The organism is Rhizobium moroccans (assembly GCF_057559155.1).
In genome coordinates, this window is record NZ_JBHFJG010000003.1 from 72673 (window position 1) to 90151 (window position 17479).

15 protein-coding genes are annotated in these 17479 nt (G+C 61.4%); 8 read left to right on the forward strand and 7 right to left on the reverse strand.

What is annotated here, in order from left to right; genetic code table 11:
* Positions 1–4: 4 nt before the first annotated feature.
* Both ACE04I_RS03150 and ACE04I_RS03155 read left to right on the forward strand, forming a co-directional pair.
* On the forward strand, positions 5–796 hold the full coding sequence (locus ACE04I_RS03150; RefSeq protein ID WP_487206601.1) for a ParA family protein: 792 nt from the start codon (positions 5–7) through the stop codon (positions 794–796).
* Positions 797–823: 27 nt separating this feature from the next.
* The gene (locus ACE04I_RS03155) at positions 824–1705 is read left to right on the forward strand and encodes a ParB/RepB/Spo0J family partition protein (RefSeq protein WP_487206602.1); all 882 of its coding nucleotides are present in this window, start codon (positions 824–826) and stop codon (positions 1703–1705) included.
* Positions 1706–1765: 60 nt separating this feature from the next.
* Here the strand turns inward: ACE04I_RS03155 and holA are convergent, their stop codons facing one another.
* From holA to leuS, 3 genes are read right to left on the reverse strand one after another with little or no spacing between them, the layout of a single operon-like run.
* Positions 1766–2806, reverse strand: coding sequence for a DNA polymerase III subunit delta (holA, locus tag ACE04I_RS03160; protein WP_487206603.1), 1041 nt, complete (start codon positions 2804–2806; stop codon positions 1766–1768).
* Positions 2794–3345 carry a hypothetical protein gene (locus ACE04I_RS03165; protein WP_245282165.1) on the reverse strand — a complete coding sequence of 184 codons (552 nt, stop codon included), beginning with the start codon at positions 3343–3345 and terminating at the stop codon, positions 2794–2796. Before ACE04I_RS03165 ends, holA begins: the two co-directional genes overlap by 13 nt.
* Positions 3335–5965: a leucine--tRNA ligase gene (gene leuS, locus ACE04I_RS03170; RefSeq protein ID WP_046796720.1), complete on the reverse strand. Its 2631-nt coding sequence runs from the start codon at positions 5963–5965 to the stop codon at positions 3335–3337. Before leuS ends, ACE04I_RS03165 begins: the two co-directional genes overlap by 11 nt.
* Before the next feature lie 180 nt (positions 5966–6145).
* Here leuS and ACE04I_RS03175 point away from each other — a divergent pair, with 180 nt between their 5' ends.
* Positions 6146–6805 carry a YggS family pyridoxal phosphate-dependent enzyme gene (locus ACE04I_RS03175; RefSeq protein WP_487206604.1) on the forward strand — a complete coding sequence of 220 codons (660 nt, stop codon included), beginning with the start codon at positions 6146–6148 and terminating at the stop codon, positions 6803–6805.
* An 86-nt stretch (positions 6806–6891) separates the two neighbouring features.
* On the forward strand, positions 6892–8823 hold the full coding sequence (locus ACE04I_RS03180) for a propionyl-CoA synthetase (RefSeq protein ID WP_487206605.1): 1932 nt from the start codon (positions 6892–6894) through the stop codon (positions 8821–8823).
* Between the two features lie 75 nt (positions 8824–8898).
* Here ACE04I_RS03180 and ACE04I_RS03185 read toward each other — a convergent pair whose 3' ends face one another.
* Positions 8899–9606 carry a DUF1013 domain-containing protein gene (locus tag ACE04I_RS03185; protein ID WP_487206606.1) on the reverse strand — a complete coding sequence of 236 codons (708 nt, stop codon included), beginning with the start codon at positions 9604–9606 and terminating at the stop codon, positions 8899–8901.
* 342 nt (positions 9607–9948) lie between these two features.
* Between ACE04I_RS03185 and acs the strand changes: the two genes are divergently transcribed.
* Positions 9949–11901, forward strand: a complete 1953-nt coding sequence (gene acs / locus ACE04I_RS03190) for an acetate--CoA ligase (RefSeq protein WP_487206607.1) — start codon at positions 9949–9951, stop codon at positions 11899–11901.
* A gap of 36 nt (positions 11902–11937) precedes the next feature.
* Here the strand turns inward: acs and ACE04I_RS03195 are convergent, their stop codons facing one another.
* The 3 genes from ACE04I_RS03195 to ACE04I_RS03205 form a co-directional block, all read right to left on the reverse strand.
* A complete protein-coding gene (locus ACE04I_RS03195) occupies positions 11938–12282 on the reverse strand; it encodes a nuclear transport factor 2 family protein (protein ID WP_487206608.1) in 345 nt (114 codons plus the stop codon).
* A 33-nt stretch (positions 12283–12315) separates the two neighbouring features.
* Entirely contained in the window at positions 12316–12777 is a 462-nt protein-coding gene (locus ACE04I_RS03200) for a thermonuclease family protein (RefSeq protein WP_487206609.1), read from the reverse strand.
* Between the two features lie 201 nt (positions 12778–12978).
* Positions 12979–13197, reverse strand: coding sequence for a DUF1674 domain-containing protein (locus ACE04I_RS03205; protein ID WP_046796726.1), 219 nt, complete (start codon positions 13195–13197; stop codon positions 12979–12981).
* Positions 13198–13304: 107 nt separating this feature from the next.
* On the opposite strand from ACE04I_RS03205, the gene htpX reads away from it, so the two are divergent.
* The 3 genes from htpX (at position 13305) to ACE04I_RS03220 (ending at position 17451) form a co-directional block, all read left to right on the forward strand.
* The gene (gene htpX, locus ACE04I_RS03210; protein ID WP_487206610.1) at positions 13305–14267 is read left to right on the forward strand and encodes a zinc metalloprotease HtpX; all 963 of its coding nucleotides are present in this window, start codon (positions 13305–13307) and stop codon (positions 14265–14267) included.
* A gap of 11 nt (positions 14268–14278) precedes the next feature.
* Positions 14279–15670 carry an RsmB/NOP family class I SAM-dependent RNA methyltransferase gene (locus ACE04I_RS03215; protein ID WP_487206611.1) on the forward strand — a complete coding sequence of 464 codons (1392 nt, stop codon included), beginning with the start codon at positions 14279–14281 and terminating at the stop codon, positions 15668–15670.
* A 98-nt stretch (positions 15671–15768) separates the two neighbouring features.
* Positions 15769–17451, forward strand: a complete 1683-nt coding sequence (locus ACE04I_RS03220) for a heparinase II/III family protein (RefSeq protein ID WP_487206623.1) — start codon at positions 15769–15771, stop codon at positions 17449–17451.
* The last annotated feature ends 28 nt before the right edge of the window (positions 17452–17479 follow it).

Consider the following 17479-nt stretch of genomic DNA (forward strand, 5'->3'; position numbering starts at 1 on the left):
CGGCATGTTCGAAAAAAACCGGATTATCACCATTGCCAATCAAAAGGGCGGTGTCGGTAAGACGACCACGGCCATCAATCTCGCGACCGCACTTGCGGCGATCGGGGAACGTGTGCTGATCGTTGATCTGGATCCGCAGGGAAATGCGAGTACCGGCCTTGGCATCGATCGCCGGGATCGGAAACTTTCCTCCTACGATCTTCTGATGGGCTATAGCGACGTCACCGAGACAGCATTGGAAACGGCCGTTCCGAATCTCTCCATCGTGCCCTCAACGATGGATCTTCTCGGTTTCGAATCCGAAATCGCCCAGCAACCCGATAGGGCTTTCAAACTGCGCCGCGCTTTGAATTCGGAAGCAGCGAGCAATTATTCCTATATCCTGCTGGATTGCCCGCCCTCTTTCAATCTCCTGACCATGAATGCCATGGCGGCGGCCCATTCGATCCTTGTCCCTCTGCAGTGCGAGTTCTTCGCCCTGGAAGGGTTGAGCCAACTTCTCGAAACGGTCAATCAGGTGCGGCAGACGGTCAATCCGACCCTGGATATCCAGGGAATAGTGCTGACGATGTTCGATTCGCGTAACAACCTTGCCCAGCAGGTCGTCAGCGATGTGCGGACTTATTTGGGAGAGAAGGTCTATCATACACTTATTCCGCGAAATGTTCGCGTTTCCGAAGCCCCTTCCTATGGCAAGCCGGCCATTCTCTATGATTTGAAATGCGCAGGCAGTCAGGCCTATCTTCAATTGGCTTCCGAAGTGATCCAGCGCGAGCGCAGACGCAAGGCTGCCTGATAGATAAGACGAGACGGATGAAGCACGATGAATGACGATCTTTCGAAACGGCGCCTCGGGCGCGGCCTAGCGGCGCTGATTGGGGAGATGGATCAGCCGCTTCCCGCGGACACCGGCCCGCAGCAGACGGTCAATCCCGATCGGGCTGTGCCGATCGAACATGTCTCGCGCAATCCGAAGAACCCGCGCCGGCAGTTCGACGAGAATGAGCTCCAGGATCTGGCAAGCTCGATCAGGCAGCACGGGATCGTTCAGCCCGTCGTGGTGCGCCCCAGAGGCGAGCGCTTCGAGATCATAGCCGGTGAGCGGCGCTGGCGGGCTGCCCAGCTCGCCGGGCTCATCGATATCCCTGTCATCGTGCGCGATGTGGACGACCGGACGGCGCTCGAGCTTGCGATCGTCGAGAACGTTCAGCGCTCGGATCTCAATCCGGTCGAAGAGGCGTTGGGTTACGAGCAGTTGATTGCCGAGCATGGATATACCCAGAACGATCTCGGCGAAATCATCGGCAAGAGCCGCAGCCATGTGGCCAATAGCCTGCGTCTTCTCAAGCTTCCAGCACCGGTGATGGATATGCTTTCCGCCGGCAGCCTCTCCGCCGGCCATGCGCGCGCGCTGATCACCACATCCGATCCGGTTTCGCTGGCCCGCACGATCGTCGCCAAGGGAATGTCGGTTCGCGATGCGGAGCGGCTCGCGCAGAACGATATCAAGGCGCAGAACGAACCTGCGTCCGCGGGAAGGACCGAACAGAAGGATTCCGATACGCTCGCTCTCGAGCGCACGCTTTCCGACTCGCTCGGCCTCGATGTGAAGATCAATCATCGCGGTGGGGGTGGGCAGGTGCGGATCAGCTATCGCACGCTTGAGCAGCTGGAAGAAGTCTGCCGCCTTCTGGAACGGCGTTAAGCCGCCAACATCTGAATCAGATTGGACTTTTCGGACGCTGTGAGCCCCACCGGCGGCGGGTCAGGACATCGAGCGGCTTGACTGCAAGGCCGTCGCCATCAACACCTGAAAGGCGATGTTCGGCTCCAGGCTCTGTCTCCGGCGCGATTGGAGAATGGCTGCCTGCAAGCGGGCCGTCTCGCGGGCGAGCGCTGCGGCGTTCCAATTTCTAAGCGCTTTTTCGACGATGGGCTTTCGCTTGAAATGGATATGGCGGCCGAGCGTCGCCATGACCTGGCCGCTCTGCATCTTCTTCTCATCCATCTCGCTGCGCATCAGGTCCAGCATCTGGAACTGTTTAAGGCAGGCCTGCAGAACAAGGAAAACGGGGGTCTTGGACACCAGAACCTTCTGCAACGCGTGGTGAAAGGCCGGCAGATCACCGCTGAGCACGGCGTCGACGACCTCGTCGGTGGAGATGGCGCTGGCATCACCTATAATTTCATCTACTTGAATTTCTTCAATAATCTGCATTCCGCGGCAGTAAAGCGCGAGTTTGCGGATCTCGTTTCGGGAGGCTGCCCTGTCGCCGCCCAGGAGCTCAAGGAGACGCTGGCGCGCCGGAGAACTTATCTTCAATCCTTCGGCCGCGAGTTCTGTATCGATCAGCGAGTTCAATGCGCGCGCGTCATCGGCATAGCAGGGGATGACGGCGATCGACCTTGCGGGCTCGACGATCTTGCGCAGACCGCTTCCCTTCTTGAGGTCGCCGGCCTCGATGATGAGGTTGTTCGCCGGCGGCGGACCATCGGCCAGGACTTGAACCGCATCGAGCAGCGGTTTTTCGTTCGCTGCTCCGCGAAGCCAGACCAGCTTGGCGCCGCCAAACAAGCCAAGGGAATTGACCTCATCCAGCAGGCGCCCGGGATCGCCCTGAAGATCGGAAACATCGAGCTTCAGCATGGAGAATGGATCGTCCGCCGAAACACCGGTCTTGCCGGCAATCTGAGCCGCGCGTTCCGAAACGAGCCCTCTGTCGGGCCCGTAGATAACGAAAATCTGATAGAGTTCCGCGCCCTTCTGGATGAAACGGTCGAACTCGTGGGACTTTATTTCTGCCATGTGACCGGTTGTGGCTGTGGCTCACGGGCAATAACCGCGGCAAGATCGGCGCGGACGAATTCGGCAACCTCGCGGGCAGCGCGGTCCTCGGCATCGCGAATTGCGCGCAGCTTGGCGAATTCCTGCCTGGAGATATCCATCAGGGCGGTAACCTGACGTCTGCCGGATCTCAGCACCTGGCCATCGCTGACGCGAGAAAGCGAATAGGTGGCGAACACCGTGACGCGGCCCGGCATGCCCAGCCTGTCCTCGTCGTCGAGAACGTCGATATACTGGGAGGTCACGTCAAGCTTGACGTCATAATCCGCCTTCGCCGGCTCCCCGGCGCCGCCGGAGGTCAGGAAGATCAGATGATTGCGGACAGCCTGTTCGACCCGGTTATCCGCGTGTGAGAAGGAGATCGCGGCGAGGCGCTGGGCCGTCCCGGAGGCTTCCGAATAGAGCGGGCGGACCTGGCATCCGGCAATGACGGCAAGCGCCGAGAGACCGGCCGCCACGGCAAGGGCTTTGGGAAACCTGTGAAAGAAGTCACACGACAATGTTCACGATCCTCTGTGGGACGACGATGATCTTTTTGGGCGCCCGGCCGTCAAGAGCCGCCTTCACCGCATCCAGCGCCAGAACCGCAGCTTCGACGGCACTTTGATCCGCGTCGCGGGCAATTGTCAATTCGCCGCGTTTCTTGCCGTTGATCTGGATCGGCAGCGTGACGTCGTTCTCGACCACGAGGGTTTCGTCATAGGCGGGCCATGGGGTGCGGCTGACCATTTCGGCATTGCCGAGCACGGCCCAGCATTCCTCGGCCAGATGCGGCGTCATGGGTGCAACGACCTGGACGAGGATTTCCGCGGCTTCGCGCACGGCGGCGCGATAGGTCGGATCTCCCTCACCCGAGGCCACCTTCGCCAAGGGAGCGGCAAGGGTGTTCACCAGCTCGTAGATGCGCGCCACGGCCCTGTTGAAGGAGAGCCTATCGTAATCTTCCTGAACCGCCTTCAGCGTCTTGTGCGCCGCCTGCGAAATAGGCAAGGCTTCGCCATTCTTAGCCGGATTCGGCTTAACGCCGACGAGATTCCCGGAGGCTTCCGAAATCAGACGCCAGAGGCGCTGAGTGAAACGGTGAGCGCCTTCGACGCCCGCCTCGGACCAGATGACGTCGCGATCCGGCGGCGAATCCGACAGAACGAAGAAGCGGGCTGTGTCGGCGCCGTAGGAGGCGATGATATCGTCCGGATCGACGACATTCTTCTTCGATTTCGACATCTTCTCGATCGAGCCGATCGAAATTTCCTCGCCATCGGACAGCAGGAAGGCGCGGCGCTTGCCGTCTATCTCTTCGATGCGGATCTCCGCCGGCGATACCCACTCGCCGTTCTGGCCAGTGCCGCGGCGATAGGTTTCGTGCACGACCATTCCCTGGGTGAACAGTCCCTTGAAGGGCTCCTTCACGTCCAAGTGACCTGTTTCACGCATGGCGCGGGTGAAGAAGCGCGAATAGAGCAGGTGCAGGATCGCATGCTCGATGCCGCCAATATACTGATCGACCGGCAGCCAGCGGTCAGCGACAGCCGGATCGGTGGGAGCGTCCTCACGCGGTGCCGTGAAGCGGGTGTAATACCAGCTCGAATCGACGAACGTATCCATGGTGTCGGTTTCGCGCCGCGCATCCTTGCCGCAGTTCGGGCAGGCGACGTGTCGCCAAGTGGCATGGCGGTCGAGCGGGTTGCCCGGCTGATCGAAGGTGACGTCCTCGGGCAGCTCGACCGGCAGATCCTTCTTCGGAACGGGCACGACCCCGCAATCGTCGCAGTGGATGACCGGGATCGGGCAGCCCCAATAGCGCTGGCGGGAAATGCCCCAGTCACGCAGGCGGAAGTTCACCTTGCGCTCGCCTTGCGGCTGGTTGCCGAGCAACGTGCTCTCCAGCTTTTCCGCGACGAGTTCGAAGGCGTCCGTGGTCGATTTGCCGTCGAGGAAACGCGAGTTGATCATCACGCCGTCATCGACATAAGCCGTATCGCCGATCTCGAAGGTGGCGGCGTCGCCATCCTTCGGCATGACCACGGGAACGACGGGCAGGCCGTATTTGCGCGCGAAATCCAGGTCGCGCTGGTCGCCGGAGGGGCAGCCGAAGATCGCGCCGGTGCCGTATTCCATCAGCACGAAGTTCGCCACATAGACGGGCAGTTCCCAGGAGGGATCGAGCGGATGCTTCACGCGAATACCGGTATCGATGCCCTTCTTCTCGGCCGTTTCGAGGGCGGCGAGAGAGGTGCCGTGCCGCCGGCACTCCTCGGCAAAGGCCTCGATAGCCGGATTCTTCTCCGCTGCCGCTCGGGCGAGCGGATGATCGGCGGCAATGGCGAGGAAGGAGGCACCGAACAAGGTGTCCGGCCGGGTGGTGTATACGGTGACCTCGGTTTCGCCGGCAGGCGCGGTCGAGGGCACGATTTCCCAGCGGACCGCCATGCCTTCGGAGCGGCCGATCCAGTTCTTCTGCATCAGCCGGACCTTTTCAGGCCACTGATCGAGCGTATCGAGCTCGTCCAGCAGATCCTGGCTGAAATCGGTGATCTTGAAGAACCACTGCACCAGCTCGCGCTGCTCCACCAGCGCGCCTGAGCGCCATCCGCGACCGTCGATGACCTGTTCGTTCGCCAGAACGGTGTGGTCGACCGGGTCCCAGTTGACCTTGGACTTCTTGCGGTAGACGAGGCCCTTTTCCATCATGTCCAGGAAGAGTGCCTGCTGGCGGTGATAATATTCCACGTCGCAGGTGGCGAATTCGCGGGACCAATCGAGCGACAAGCCCATGGCCTTGAGCTGCGTCTTCATCGAAGCGATATTCTGGTAGGTCCAGGATTTCGGGTGCACCTTGTTGTCGCGTGCGGCATTCTCCGCCGGCATGCCGAAAGCGTCCCAGCCCATCGGGTGCAGCACGTTGAAACCGCGGGCGCGCTTGTAGCGCGCCACCACGTCGCCCAGCGCGTAGTTGCGCACATGGCCCATGTGGATGCGGCCCGAAGGATAGGGGAACATCTCGAGGACGTAATACTTCTCGCGCGGATCGCCGTTGTCGGTTTCGAAAACCTTCGCCTCGTTCCACTTCTGCTGCCAACGAGGCTCGGCATCGCGCGGATTGTAACGTTCAGTCGCCATTTCGATGATATTCCGGGAAAATCTGGATAAAAGAGTCGGGCGAGACCTTCACCATGAAACCCCGCAAGCGTCAAGTTTTACGGGCTCGGAAGGGTTCAAAGTTTAGAGCGGAACGCCCTTGGCAGCCGCTTATATGAGCGCTAATCGCTCACTCGGCAAGAAATGCGGAAAGGTCGGATCATGAGCGTGGAAGAGCGGTTGCAGGATGTGAAGGCGCGGATCGGCAAGATGGAGCGCCAGGCTGGCAGATCGCAAGGGTCCGTCACCCTTGTTGCCGTTTCCAAGACTTTCGATGCGGAGCAGATCCGGCCGGTGATCGCCGCCGGGCAGCGCGTGTTCGGCGAGAACCGCGTGCAGGAAAGCCAAGGCAAATGGCCGGAGCTGAAGGCGGAAACGCCGGATATCGACCTGCACCTGATCGGGCCGCTGCAATCCAACAAGGCAGCGGACGCGGTGAAGCTCTTCGACGTGATCGAGACCGTGGACCGGGAAAAGATCGCGCGCGCGCTGGCTGACGAGATGAAGAAGCAAGGAAAGGCGCCGCGGCTCTATGTGCAGGTGAACACCGGTCTGGAGCCGCAGAAGGCAGGCATCGAACCGAAGCAGACGGCCTCCTTCGTTGATTTCTGCCGCGATGAACTCGGGCTTTCGATCGAGGGACTGATGTGCATTCCTCCGGCGGAGGAAAATCCCGGTCCGCACTTCGCGCTGCTTGCGAAGCTCGCCAAGCAATGCGGTCTCGAGAGGCTGTCGATGGGCATGTCCGGGGATTTCGAAACCGCCGTCGAATTCGGCGCCACCAGCGTGCGTGTCGGCTCGGCGATCTTCGGGGCCCGCTGAGCCTAAAGCTTTCGTCGGGGTTTCCCGCACCTCCACCGCACCCTAGATTGCTCTCCTCAGGCAGCGCAATGTAACGGGAGGTGCAGATGCAAAGCCGCTATTTCGATGCTTACGAAGGCTGGAAGGCCGATCCGGAGCGGTTCTGGGAGAAAGCCGCCGAAGCGATCGACTGGTTCAGGCCGCCGGCGAAGATCTTCGACAGGGATCAGGGCGTCTATGGCCGCTGGTTCACCGGCGGAGAGACGAACACCTGCTACAACTGCCTCGATCGCCATGTTGCCGCCGGGCGCGGAGAGCGGCGCGCTTTCATCTACGACAGTGCGATGACGGGCAAGCAGAAGAGCTTCACCTATCGCGAGGTCCTTACCGAAGTGAAAGCCATCGCGGCGGTATTGCGCGATCTCGGCATTGGCAAGGGCGACCGGGTGGTCATCTACATGCCGATGGTGCCGGAAGCGGTGTTTTCCATGCTCGCCTGCGCGCGGCTTGGCGCCATCCACTCCGTCGTTTTCGGCGGGTTCGCGGCGCAGGAGCTCGCAGCGCGTCTCAATGATTCGGAGGCGAAACTGGTGATCAGCGCCAGTTGCGGACTGGAGCCCGGTCGAGTGATTGCTTACAAGCCGCTATTGGATCAGGCGATCGAACTTGCGCGTGTGAAGCCCGCGCACTGCCTCGTTCTGCAGAGAGAGGAGCTTCACGCGGAACTGCTGCCCGGACGGGACCTCGATTTTGCCGATGCCGTAGCGGCCGAGAAGGCCAAGGGCACCGATGTGGAATGCACGCCCGTGCTGGCCACCGACCCGCTTTACGTGCTCTACACATCCGGCACGACCGGCCAGCCGAAGGGCGTCGTGCGCGACAATGGCGGGCACATGGTGGCGCTTCACTGGAGCATGGAGAACGTCTTCGGCGTGAAGCCCGGCGAGGTCTTCTGGGCCGCTTCAGACATCGGCTGGGTGGTAGGCCATTCCTATATCGTCTACGGGCCGCTGCTTGCCGGCAATACCAGCGTGATCTTCGAAGGCAAGCCGGTCGGCACGCCGGATGCCGGTACCTATTGGCGGATCATCAGCGATCACGACGTGAAGGTGATGTTCACCGCGCCGACCGCCTTCCGGGCGATCCGGCGCGACGATCCAGCCGGGGAACTGGTCTCCAAATACGATCTTTCGGGTTTCAGAGCCCTGTTTCTGGCGGGAGAGCGGGCGGACACGGAAACGCTGAAATGGGCCGAGGAGAGGCTGAAGGTTCCGGTGATCGACCATTGGTGGCAGACCGAAACCGGATGGCCGGTCGTCGCCAATCCGGTGGGGCTCGGGCTGATGCCGCTCAAATACGGTTCGCCGACGCGTCCCCTGCCCGGCTATGCGCTCGAGGTGTTGGACGATGACGGCAAGCCGCTGCCGGCAGGCACGCTCGGCAATATCGTCATCCGGCTGCCGCTGCCGCCCGGCTGTCTCGTCAGCTTCTGGAATGCCGACCAGCGGTTCCGTGAGACATGCCTCACGGAATTCCCGGGCTATTACAAGACCGCCGATGCCGGGCTGATCGACGAGGATGGCTATCTCTTCGTGATGGCGCGCACCGACGACATCATCAACTGTGCGGGCCACCGGCTTTCCACGGGTGCCATGGAAGAGGTCTGCGCCAAGCATCCGGACGTGGCCGAATGCGCGGTCATCGGCGTCAGGGACGAGGTGAAGGGGCAGATCCCCTGCGGTTTCCTCGTTCTCAAAAACAGGGTTTCACGGGAAACATCGATGATCGCCAAGGAGGTGGCCGACCTGGTGCGCAATGAGATCGGCCCGGTGGCCGCTTTCAAGACCGTTATGGTGGTACCGAAGCTTCCGAAGACACGATCGGGAAAGATCCTGCGGGGCACGATGCAGAAGATCGCCGATGAGATGCCCTGGACGATGCCGGCGACCATCGAGGATGCGGCGGTTCTCGACGAGATCACAGCCGTTCTCAAGGCGAACGGCTACGCCCAAGGCGGCGGTTTCAGGCAAAGTGCCTAGAGCGCTTCATTCCAGTAAAACAAAGGCCCCGGAAGCGATCCGGGGCCTCGAACAGGCAAGAGGAGGCGGGCCTTCTCAGAAGTTTTCGTCCTCGTCCTCTTCGCGACGGTTGGACTTCAGCGAGCTGAGCTTTGCGAAAACCGCATCCGCATCGATTTCCTTTTCTTCCTCGCGCTCGCCGCGATAGCCGAAATCGAGGTTCTCGGTTTCGGCCGCCGGCTGCAGCGAAGCGCCGAGCTCGGCCGCGCTCGGCAGCGGACGGCCCTTGGAGGCCTTTTCCACCTCGAGATCGAGATCGATCTGGCTGCAGAGGCCAAGGGTTACAGGGTCCATCGGCGTCAGGTTGGCGGAGTTCCAGTGGGTCCGTTCGCGAATCTGCTCGATCGTCGACTTGGTGGTGCCGACGAGGCGGGAAATCTGCGCATCCTTGAGTTCAGGATGATTGCGCACCAGCCAGAGAATGGCGTTGGGACGATCCTGGCGCTTGGAAACCGGGGTATAGCGCGGGCCGCGGCGCTTCGATTCCGGCACACGAACCTTCGGCTCGGAGATCTTCAGCTTGTAGTTCACATCCGCCTCGCCGCGGGCGATCTCGTCACGGGAAAGCTGGCCGGTGGCTATGGGGTCGAGGCCCTTGATGCCCTGCGCCGCTTCGCCATCGGCAATCGCCTTCACCTCGAGCGGGTGCAGCTTGCAGAACTGGGCGATCTGGTCGAAGGAAAGGGCCGTGTTATCGACCAGCCATACGGCCGTTGCCTTCGGCATGAGCAGTTGTTGAGCCATGGATATAGTTCCTCTGTCCGTCCGCGCCGGTGTCGCGGGCCGTGGGTATCAACCACAATTTCCGGGAATTAATGGCGCCTCTATAACCGGATTGAGACAGAATTGCAAATGTTTGAAACAGGCTTCGGCCCTGGGGCGCATCGTCTCCAGAGAAAAATGAGGCGATGCCCCAAGCCGTTGTTTTGACGCATGCCGCGGCGCGAAAAATCGGCTCTCACGTTTCCGCGACCTTACTTCATGGACCATTTGTCTAATTGCCGCTCTTGCTTCACCTGTTATGAATGCCTCACATATCGCTGACGGTTCGGTGCATCGTCGTCGATGACAAGCAGGGAGGAGTTCATGTCCGAAAAAGTCTATCCGGTTCTCAAGTCCGCAAAGGCAAAGGCTCTCATCGACAAGGCCAAATATGAGAAGTGGTACGAGGACAGCATTGAGAATCCGGACAAGTTCTGGGGCAAGCACGGCAAGCGCATCGACTGGTTCAAGCCCTATACCAAGGTCAAGAACACCTCGTTCAAGGGCAAGGTCTCGATCAAGTGGTTCGAGGACGGACAGACCAATGTTTCCTACAACTGCATCGACCGGCATTTGAAGAAGCACGGGGAACGCACTGCCATCATCTGGGAGGGCGACAATCCCTATATCGACAAGAAGATCACCTATAACGAGCTCTACGAAGCGGTCTGCCGGCTGGCCAACGTGCTGAAGAAGCACGGCGTCAAGAAGGGCGATCGCGTTACCATATACATGCCAATGGTCCCGGAAGCGACCTATGCGATGCTCGCCTGCGCACGCATCGGCGCGGTGCATTCGGTGGTCTTCGGCGGCTTTTCGCCGGATGCATTGGCCGGCCGCATCGTCGACTGCCAGTCCACCTTCGTGATCACCTGCGACGAGGGTGTTCGCGGCGGCAAGCCGATACCGCTCAAGGAGAATACGGACAAGGCCATCGAGATTGCGGCGCGCCAGAACGTAACGGTCGACAAGGTGCTCGTCGTGCGGCGCACCGGCGGCAAGACCGGTTGGACGTCCGGCCGCGATATCTGGTACCATCAGGAAACCGCAGACGTGAAGGCGCATTGCGAGCCGGTGAAGATGAAGGCGGAAGACCCGCTGTTCATCCTCTATACCTCGGGCTCCACCGGCAAGCCGAAAGGCGTGCTGCACACGACGGGCGGCTATCTCGTCTATGCCGCGATGACCCACGAATATGTCTTCGACTACCAGGATGGCGATATCTATTGGTGCACGGCGGATGTCGGCTGGGTAACCGGCCATTCCTATATCGTCTATGGGCCGCTTGCGAACTGCGCCACCACGCTGATGTTCGAAGGCGTGCCGAACTTCCCCGACCAGGGGCGCTTCTGGGAGGTCGTGGACAAGCACAAGGTCAACATCTTTTATACCGCGCCGACCGCGATCCGCGCGCTGATGGGCGCCGGCGACGAGTTCGTCAAGCGCTCCTCCCGCAAAAGCCTGCGTCTGCTCGGCACGGTCGGCGAACCGATCAATCCGGAAGCCTGGGAATGGTATTATCACGTGGTGGGCGACGGCCGTTCTCCGATCGTGGACACCTGGTGGCAGACGGAAACGGGCGGCCATATGATCACCCCGCTGCCGGGTGTCACCGATCTGAAGCCCGGTTCGGCGACGAAGCCCTTCTTCGGGGTGAAGCCGGAACTCGTCGACAATGAAGGCAAGGTGCTGGAGGGGCCGGCGGACGGCAATCTCTGCATCGCCGATAGCTGGCCTGGCCAGATGCGCACCGTCTACGGCGACCACGAGCGTTTCGTGGAGACCTATTTCTCCACCTATAAGGGGAAATATTTTACCGGCGACGGCTGCCGGCGCGACGAGGACGGCTATTACTGGATCACCGGCCGCGTCGACGACGTGCTGAACGTCTCCGGCCACCGCCTCGGAACGGCGGAAGTGGAATCGGCGCTCGTCTCCCACGAGCTCGTCTCGGAAGCGGCAGTGGTGGGCTATCCGCACAATATCAAGGGCCAGGGCATCTACTGCTATGTGACGCTGATGGCGGGACAGGAAGGCAATGACGAGCTTCGCCAGGAACTGGTGAAGCATGTGCGCCAGGAAATCGGCCCGATCGCCACGCCCGACAAGATCCAGTTTTCGCCGGGCCTGCCGAAGACCCGCTCGGGCAAGATCATGCGCCGCATCCTGCGCAAGATCGCCGAGGACGACTTCGGTTCGCTCGGCGATACTTCCACACTCGCCGATCCCGGCGTGGTGGAGGATCTCATCGCCAACCGGCAGAACAAGGCGGGCTGAATTCGCGCGTCTTGCCGTTTCTCACGGAGCGGTAAATCAGGCGATCGGCGTCTGCTGGTGCTGGATGATCCGCCACTCGCCCGCGTGGCGGACATAGGTGGAGCTGCAGAAGGCCCGATAGGCGGGAGAACCCTGCCTGCGGCCTTCCGCCCTGTAGGCAAGAATCACGGTCTCGCCGTTGGCTTCCAGGCTGGATTGCTCGTCCAGCTTTACGCTCAGCCATCGAGGTGCCCCATCGATACCGTTCAGTACGGCTTCCGCGCGCATGATCCCCGCGGGAGCCGGAAACACCATGATGCAATTCGGATGAAGCAGCTTCTCGTAGGCCGGGGTGCCCTCCACCCATAGACTTTGCTCATGTTTCCAGAAATCTTCGGTCATCGTTCCTCCAATCGGCGCGCGGATCGAACAAGATCAATGATCGCCAAGGCTGGCGGTTCCGCAAACCTCGCGCGGTTTGCGGCCGCCGTCATAGCCGGTGACGAGACCAGCGAGCAGCAAGCGGTCGGCGGCGTTCACGCCGTCGGGGAGCATCACGTCCGCGACGATGCGGCCGAAATATTTATCGCCGGCGATGCGGGTGAGCTGAATTTTGCGTGAGCCTGAGGTGAGAGCCTCCAGTGCCTGGCGGGCATCCAGCCCGGCATGACGTATCGCCAGGCATTTCGAGCGGAGTTCCGGCGCATCGATGCCGCGAATGCGGACATAGACCTCGATCTTCTGCTGCGGCCATGGCTCTGCTTCGACAAGCAGGGTGTCGCCATCGATGACGCGGAGAATATGTGCCGCAACCGGTCCGGAAATCTCTTCGCGCGCGGCCGCCCCGGTGATCAGGGTCAGGAAAAGGCCGGCAAGAATCGGAAGCGACTTAACCATGAAAGGAATAAATTCCGACATGTGGCGTAAGTCAATAGGAATATTTACTTACGTTTCTGCCGTATCGTCACGAAAAACGGAAAACTTTCCTGCCGCTGCTTCAAAACATGTGCGCGAGCAAACATGCCGGGTTTGCGGCAAGCATGCCTGGAAGCAAAAGGTTTAAAGGCGAAGAGTGAAGCTGAAGGATCGCGGCACGTTCTAGAAATCGATGGCGCGGCCGTTGATTTCCCAATCGCCGAAACGCGCGGGATCGGCTCCACCGCGGCCGCCGAACTCCGGCGGCATCTTCGCGTGCATTTCACGCCGCCGCCGCTCTTCGGCCTCGTTCAGCGCGCGTTGCGCGGCGGGTGAAAGCGACTTTTTCGGCGCTGCGCCTTCCACCGTTGCTTCTATATTGTCGTTATCGGCATTCTGCATAGGTTGTGCTCCGCGGTTCGAATATTGAAAAATACCGCTGAATGACCACATCATAAGGCGTTCGCCGCCAGGAAGAAAGGCGGTGTCGGTTTTCGGGAGATATGACGATGAACGTGATGCGCACCGCCATGCTTCTGGCCTTCATGACCGCCTTGTTCATGGGCGTCGGATTTCTGATCGGCGGCCGGGGCGGGATGATGATCGCGTTGATCATGGCCGCGGCCATGAACCTCTTCTCCTACTGGAATTCCGACAAGATGGTGCTGCGGGCCTATGGCGCCCATGAAGTCGACGAGCGCAATGCGCCGGAACTCTATCAGATGATCCGGGATCTTTCGGCCAATGCCGGCCTGCCGATGCCGAAAGTCTATGTCTACGACAATCCGCAGCCGAACGCTTTCGCAACCGGCCGCAACCCGCAGAACTCCGCCGTTGCAGCCTCCACCGGTCTTCTGGAACGGCTGACGCATGAGGAAGTGGCGGGTGTGATGGCGCATGAGCTTGCGCATATCCAGAACCGCGACACGCTCACCATGACGGTTACAGCCACCCTTGCCGGCGCGATTTCCATGCTCGGCAACTTCGCCTTCTTCTTTGGCGGCAACCGGGAGAACAGCAATCCGCTCGGCTTCATCGGCGTGCTGCTCGCGATGATCGTCGCTCCGCTCGCTGCCATGGTGGTGCAGATGGCGATCAGCCGCACGCGCGAATATTCCGCCGACCGGCGCGGCGCGGAAATCTGCGGCAACCCGCTCTGGCTTGCCTCCGCGCTCGGCAAGATCGCCGGCGCCGCGCATGCGATCCCGAACTACGATGCCGAGCGCAACCCGGCAACCGCGCACGTGTTCATCATCAATCCGCTTTCCGGCGAGCGCATGGACAACCTGTTCTCGACCCACCCGAACACCGAAAACCGTATTGCCGCGCTCCAGCAGATGGCGGGCGAATTCGGGACCGGAACCTCGACGGGCTCACTCGGGGCTGATAGACCGACCCGTACTTCGCGGTCGGTGCCGAATGCCGGCTGGGGCCGCGGTCCTTCCGAACCGCCCAAAGGCCCCTGGTCCTGAACGAGAACAAGTTGAACGACAGCAAGAAGAAGACTTCCAAGCCGCCGGTCCATAGCGGGAAACAGGCTTCCGCAAATCACGGTCCCGAGGCCAAGCCGGGTCTTGAGGTCCGAGCCACGGCCGCCAAGCTTCTGGCGGCCGTCGTGGATCGAAAGATATCGCTCGACGGTATGCTCGATTCCGCTCACGGCAACCCCGCCTACAAGGCGCTTGGCGAGGCGGATAGGGCGCTGACCCGGGCGATCCTTACCTCCGCGCTTCGCCATCTGCCGCGTCTCGAAGCGGCGATCAATTCCCTCATCGATACGCCGCTGCCGGAGGGCGCTCGGGCCCTGCATCACGTGCTGGTCGTCGCGGCGGCGCAGATCCTGCATCTCGACGTTCCTTCGCATGCCGCGGTTGATCTCGCGGTTGAGCAAGCCAATCGCGATCCGCGAAACCGGCGGTTTGCCAAGCTGGTGAACGCCGTACTGCGGCGGCTTGCGCGCGAGAAGGACGATATCCTGGCACGGACCGCTACGGTCTCCCCCCTGCCCGCCTGGTTCTCTGAACGGCTCTCGGCGGCCTATGGAAAGGAGCAGGCACACCGGATCGCCGAGGCGCAGCTCGAACCGCCGGCGATCGACCTGACGGTCAAGGCCGATCCGGAGCGCTGGGCTGCAAGGCTCGGAGGCAAGCTTTTGCCGACCGGCAGCATCCGTCTTCCGTCGTTCGAGGGGTCGGTCACCGCGCTCGAGGGGTTCGAGGAAGGCGCCTGGTGGGTGCAGGATGTGGCGGCCAGTATTCCGGCGAAACTCTTCGGCGAGCTCAAGGGCAAGCTGATCGCCGATCTATGCGCTGCACCGGGCGGCAAGACGGCGCAGCTCGCCGCTGCCGGCGCAAAAGTCATCGCCGTCGAACAATCGGCGAACCGGCTGGCGCGACTTGAAGAAAACCTGAAGCGCCTGAACCTCGATGCGCAGTTCATCGGAGCGGACCTCTTTACTTTCAGGCCGGATGCGCTGCTTGACGGCGTGCTTCTCGACGCGCCCTGCTCTTCCACCGGTACGACGCGGCGCCATCCGGACGTGCTGTGGACCAAGGGGCCCCGGGATATAGAAAAGCTCGCCGCGCTGCAGGAGAAGATGCTGCGCCATGCCATCACGCTGGTGAAATCCGGTGGCCTCGTCGTCTTCTCCAACTGTTCACTCGATCCCTCCGAGGGCGAGGATCTCGTCGCCCGGGTGATATCGGATACGCCTGCCATCGAACGCGTGCCGGTCGATCCCGGCGATTGGGCGGGCCTCGAAACGGCGATCTCGCCGCTCGGGGAGTTCCGCACCACTCCGGCAATGCTCCCGCCGGACGGAAGCTTCGCCGGCGGCATGGATGGCTTCTTCGCCTCCGTGCTGCGCGTACGGTAAGATTTTATTCACCATAGAGCCCCATTTTATTCACAGAGTCTAAAAGGTGCGTCGTCCCATGGGCGGCCGTAAATCCTGCGGAGTGTTTCAGTTTGGCCATGCAGCTCGCGGATCGTCGAAGGCTCCTTTCCTTCGGCTTGCGGGAACTCGGGCGGCGCCTTTGCCGGCGCACCGCCTCCTTACGGCTGGCCTTGACCTCCTTCACGCTGAGAATCCCGGAACGGCTGATTGTCGCCCCGACGGACCTGCATTCGATAGACCTCTTCGTCGCTGAGGAGATACTCGAAGATCGTTTCCCGCTGGCCGGTACGGTGCTGACGACCTATGGGGAATCCCCCTTCGCGGTGCAGCTTCCCTCGAGGATTTTCGCGGAGAGGCTGCATTCCTTCACCTGGCTCAGGCATATCCGCGCCAACAAGACCGAGGAGGCCTGCGCACAGGCCCGCAGTATCGTTGCCGACTGGATTACGCTTCACGGGCGCAACCGCAGCGGCGTTGCCTGGGAGGCCAATGTCATGGCCGAAAGGGTCATCACCTGGCTTTCCCATTCCACCGTGGTTCTGCAGGGCGCCGAAGCGGGCTTCTACCGTCGCTTCATGCGGAGCCTTGCCCAGCAGGTTCGATATCTGAAGAAGATAGCCGGCTGTGTTCCGGAAGGCGAAACGCGACTGAGGATACGCATCGCGCTCGCCATGGCCTCGATTTCGATGCCGACCCGCAATGCCTATATCCGCCGGGAGGGGCAGAAGCTCGACCGCGAGCTGGAGCGGCAGATCCTGGCCGATGGCGGGCATGTCTCGCGCAACCCGCGCGCCCTCCTTGATATCCTGATCGACCTCCTGCCGCTTCGCCAGACCTATATCAATCTCGGTCATGAACTGCCGCAGAAGCTCATTCCGACGATCGACCGCATGTATCCGGCTTTGCGCTTCTTCCGCCATCAGGATGGAGACCTCGCGCTTTTCAACGGCGCAAGCTCGACGCCCGCGAGCGAGCTGATGTCCGTGCTGCGCTACGATGAGACGGCGGGCAAGCCGTTCAAGTCGCTTCCGCACATGAACTATCATCGCCTGACCTCCGAGAACGAGACAGTCATCGTCGATACCGGACGAGCCCTTTCGCCCGAGCTTTCGCGCACGGCCCATGCCGGCTGCCTCTCCTTCGAAATGTCAGCCGGCCGCCATCGCTTCATCATCAATTGCGGCGCGCCGAAATTCGCCGGCCGCAATTACCGCACGATCGCAAGGGCGACGGCGGCCCATTCGACGGTGACGCTCAACGAGACTTCCTCCAGTCGGGTCCTCCGCTCGCGGTTTTCCGGACCTTTCCTCATCTCCGGTGTCTCCAGGATTGAGGTGGAGCGTTCCGACGACCAGCACGGCAACGACTGGCTGCGCGCCCGGCACGACGGCTATGTCAGGCAGTTCGGCTATGTCCATGAGCGGGAGATCGGCCTCAGCCTCAAGGGAGGCAAGATCAAGGGCCACGACAGGCTCGTGCCGGCGGAAGGCGGAGAAACATCCGATGGGCCGCTTCTGGCGACCGCGCGCTTCCACGTCCATCCGGTGATCCATCTCTCTAGGCAGGACGAGGAGAGCGTGACGATGCGCGCTCCCGACGGCGAAACCTGGGTCTTCTCGGCCCCTGGCCTTGCGGTGGCGATCGAGGAGGATATCTTCTTCGCCGATGCGTCCGGTTTCCGTCCCAGCCAGCAGCTGGTGATCGAGTTCTCGCCGCCCGCGGTGACCGAAATCCGCTGGATGATGAGGCGGAGCGAATAGCGGTTTCCTCCCGGGCGAGGCTGTGCTA

Coding starts and splice junctions, on each gene's coding strand:
- ACE04I_RS03185 (WP_487206606.1), bottom strand. CDS start 9,606: ATGGCTCAACAACTGCTCATGCCGAAGGCAACGGCCGTATGGCTGGTC.
- ACE04I_RS03155 (WP_487206602.1), top strand. CDS start 824: ATGAATGACGATCTTTCGAAACGGCGCCTCGGGCGCGGCCTAGCGGCG.
- ACE04I_RS03205 (WP_046796726.1), bottom strand. CDS start 13,197: ATGCAGAATGCCGATAACGACAATATAGAAGCAACGGTGGAAGGCGCA.
- leuS (WP_046796720.1), bottom strand. CDS start 5,965: ATGGCGACTGAACGTTACAATCCGCGCGATGCCGAGCCTCGTTGGCAG.
- holA (WP_487206603.1), bottom strand. CDS start 2,806: ATGGCAGAAATAAAGTCCCACGAGTTCGACCGTTTCATCCAGAAGGGC.
- acs (WP_487206607.1), top strand. CDS start 9,949: ATGTCCGAAAAAGTCTATCCGGTTCTCAAGTCCGCAAAGGCAAAGGCT.
- ACE04I_RS03150 (WP_487206601.1), top strand. CDS start 5: ATGTTCGAAAAAAACCGGATTATCACCATTGCCAATCAAAAGGGCGGT.
- htpX (WP_487206610.1), top strand. CDS start 13,305: ATGAACGTGATGCGCACCGCCATGCTTCTGGCCTTCATGACCGCCTTG.
- ACE04I_RS03175 (WP_487206604.1), top strand. CDS start 6,146: ATGAGCGTGGAAGAGCGGTTGCAGGATGTGAAGGCGCGGATCGGCAAG.
- ACE04I_RS03195 (WP_487206608.1), bottom strand. CDS start 12,282: ATGACCGAAGATTTCTGGAAACATGAGCAAAGTCTATGGGTGGAGGGC.
- ACE04I_RS03200 (WP_487206609.1), bottom strand. CDS start 12,777: ATGGTTAAGTCGCTTCCGATTCTTGCCGGCCTTTTCCTGACCCTGATC.
- ACE04I_RS03220 (WP_487206623.1), top strand. CDS start 15,769: ATGCAGCTCGCGGATCGTCGAAGGCTCCTTTCCTTCGGCTTGCGGGAA.
- ACE04I_RS03180 (WP_487206605.1), top strand. CDS start 6,892: ATGCAAAGCCGCTATTTCGATGCTTACGAAGGCTGGAAGGCCGATCCG.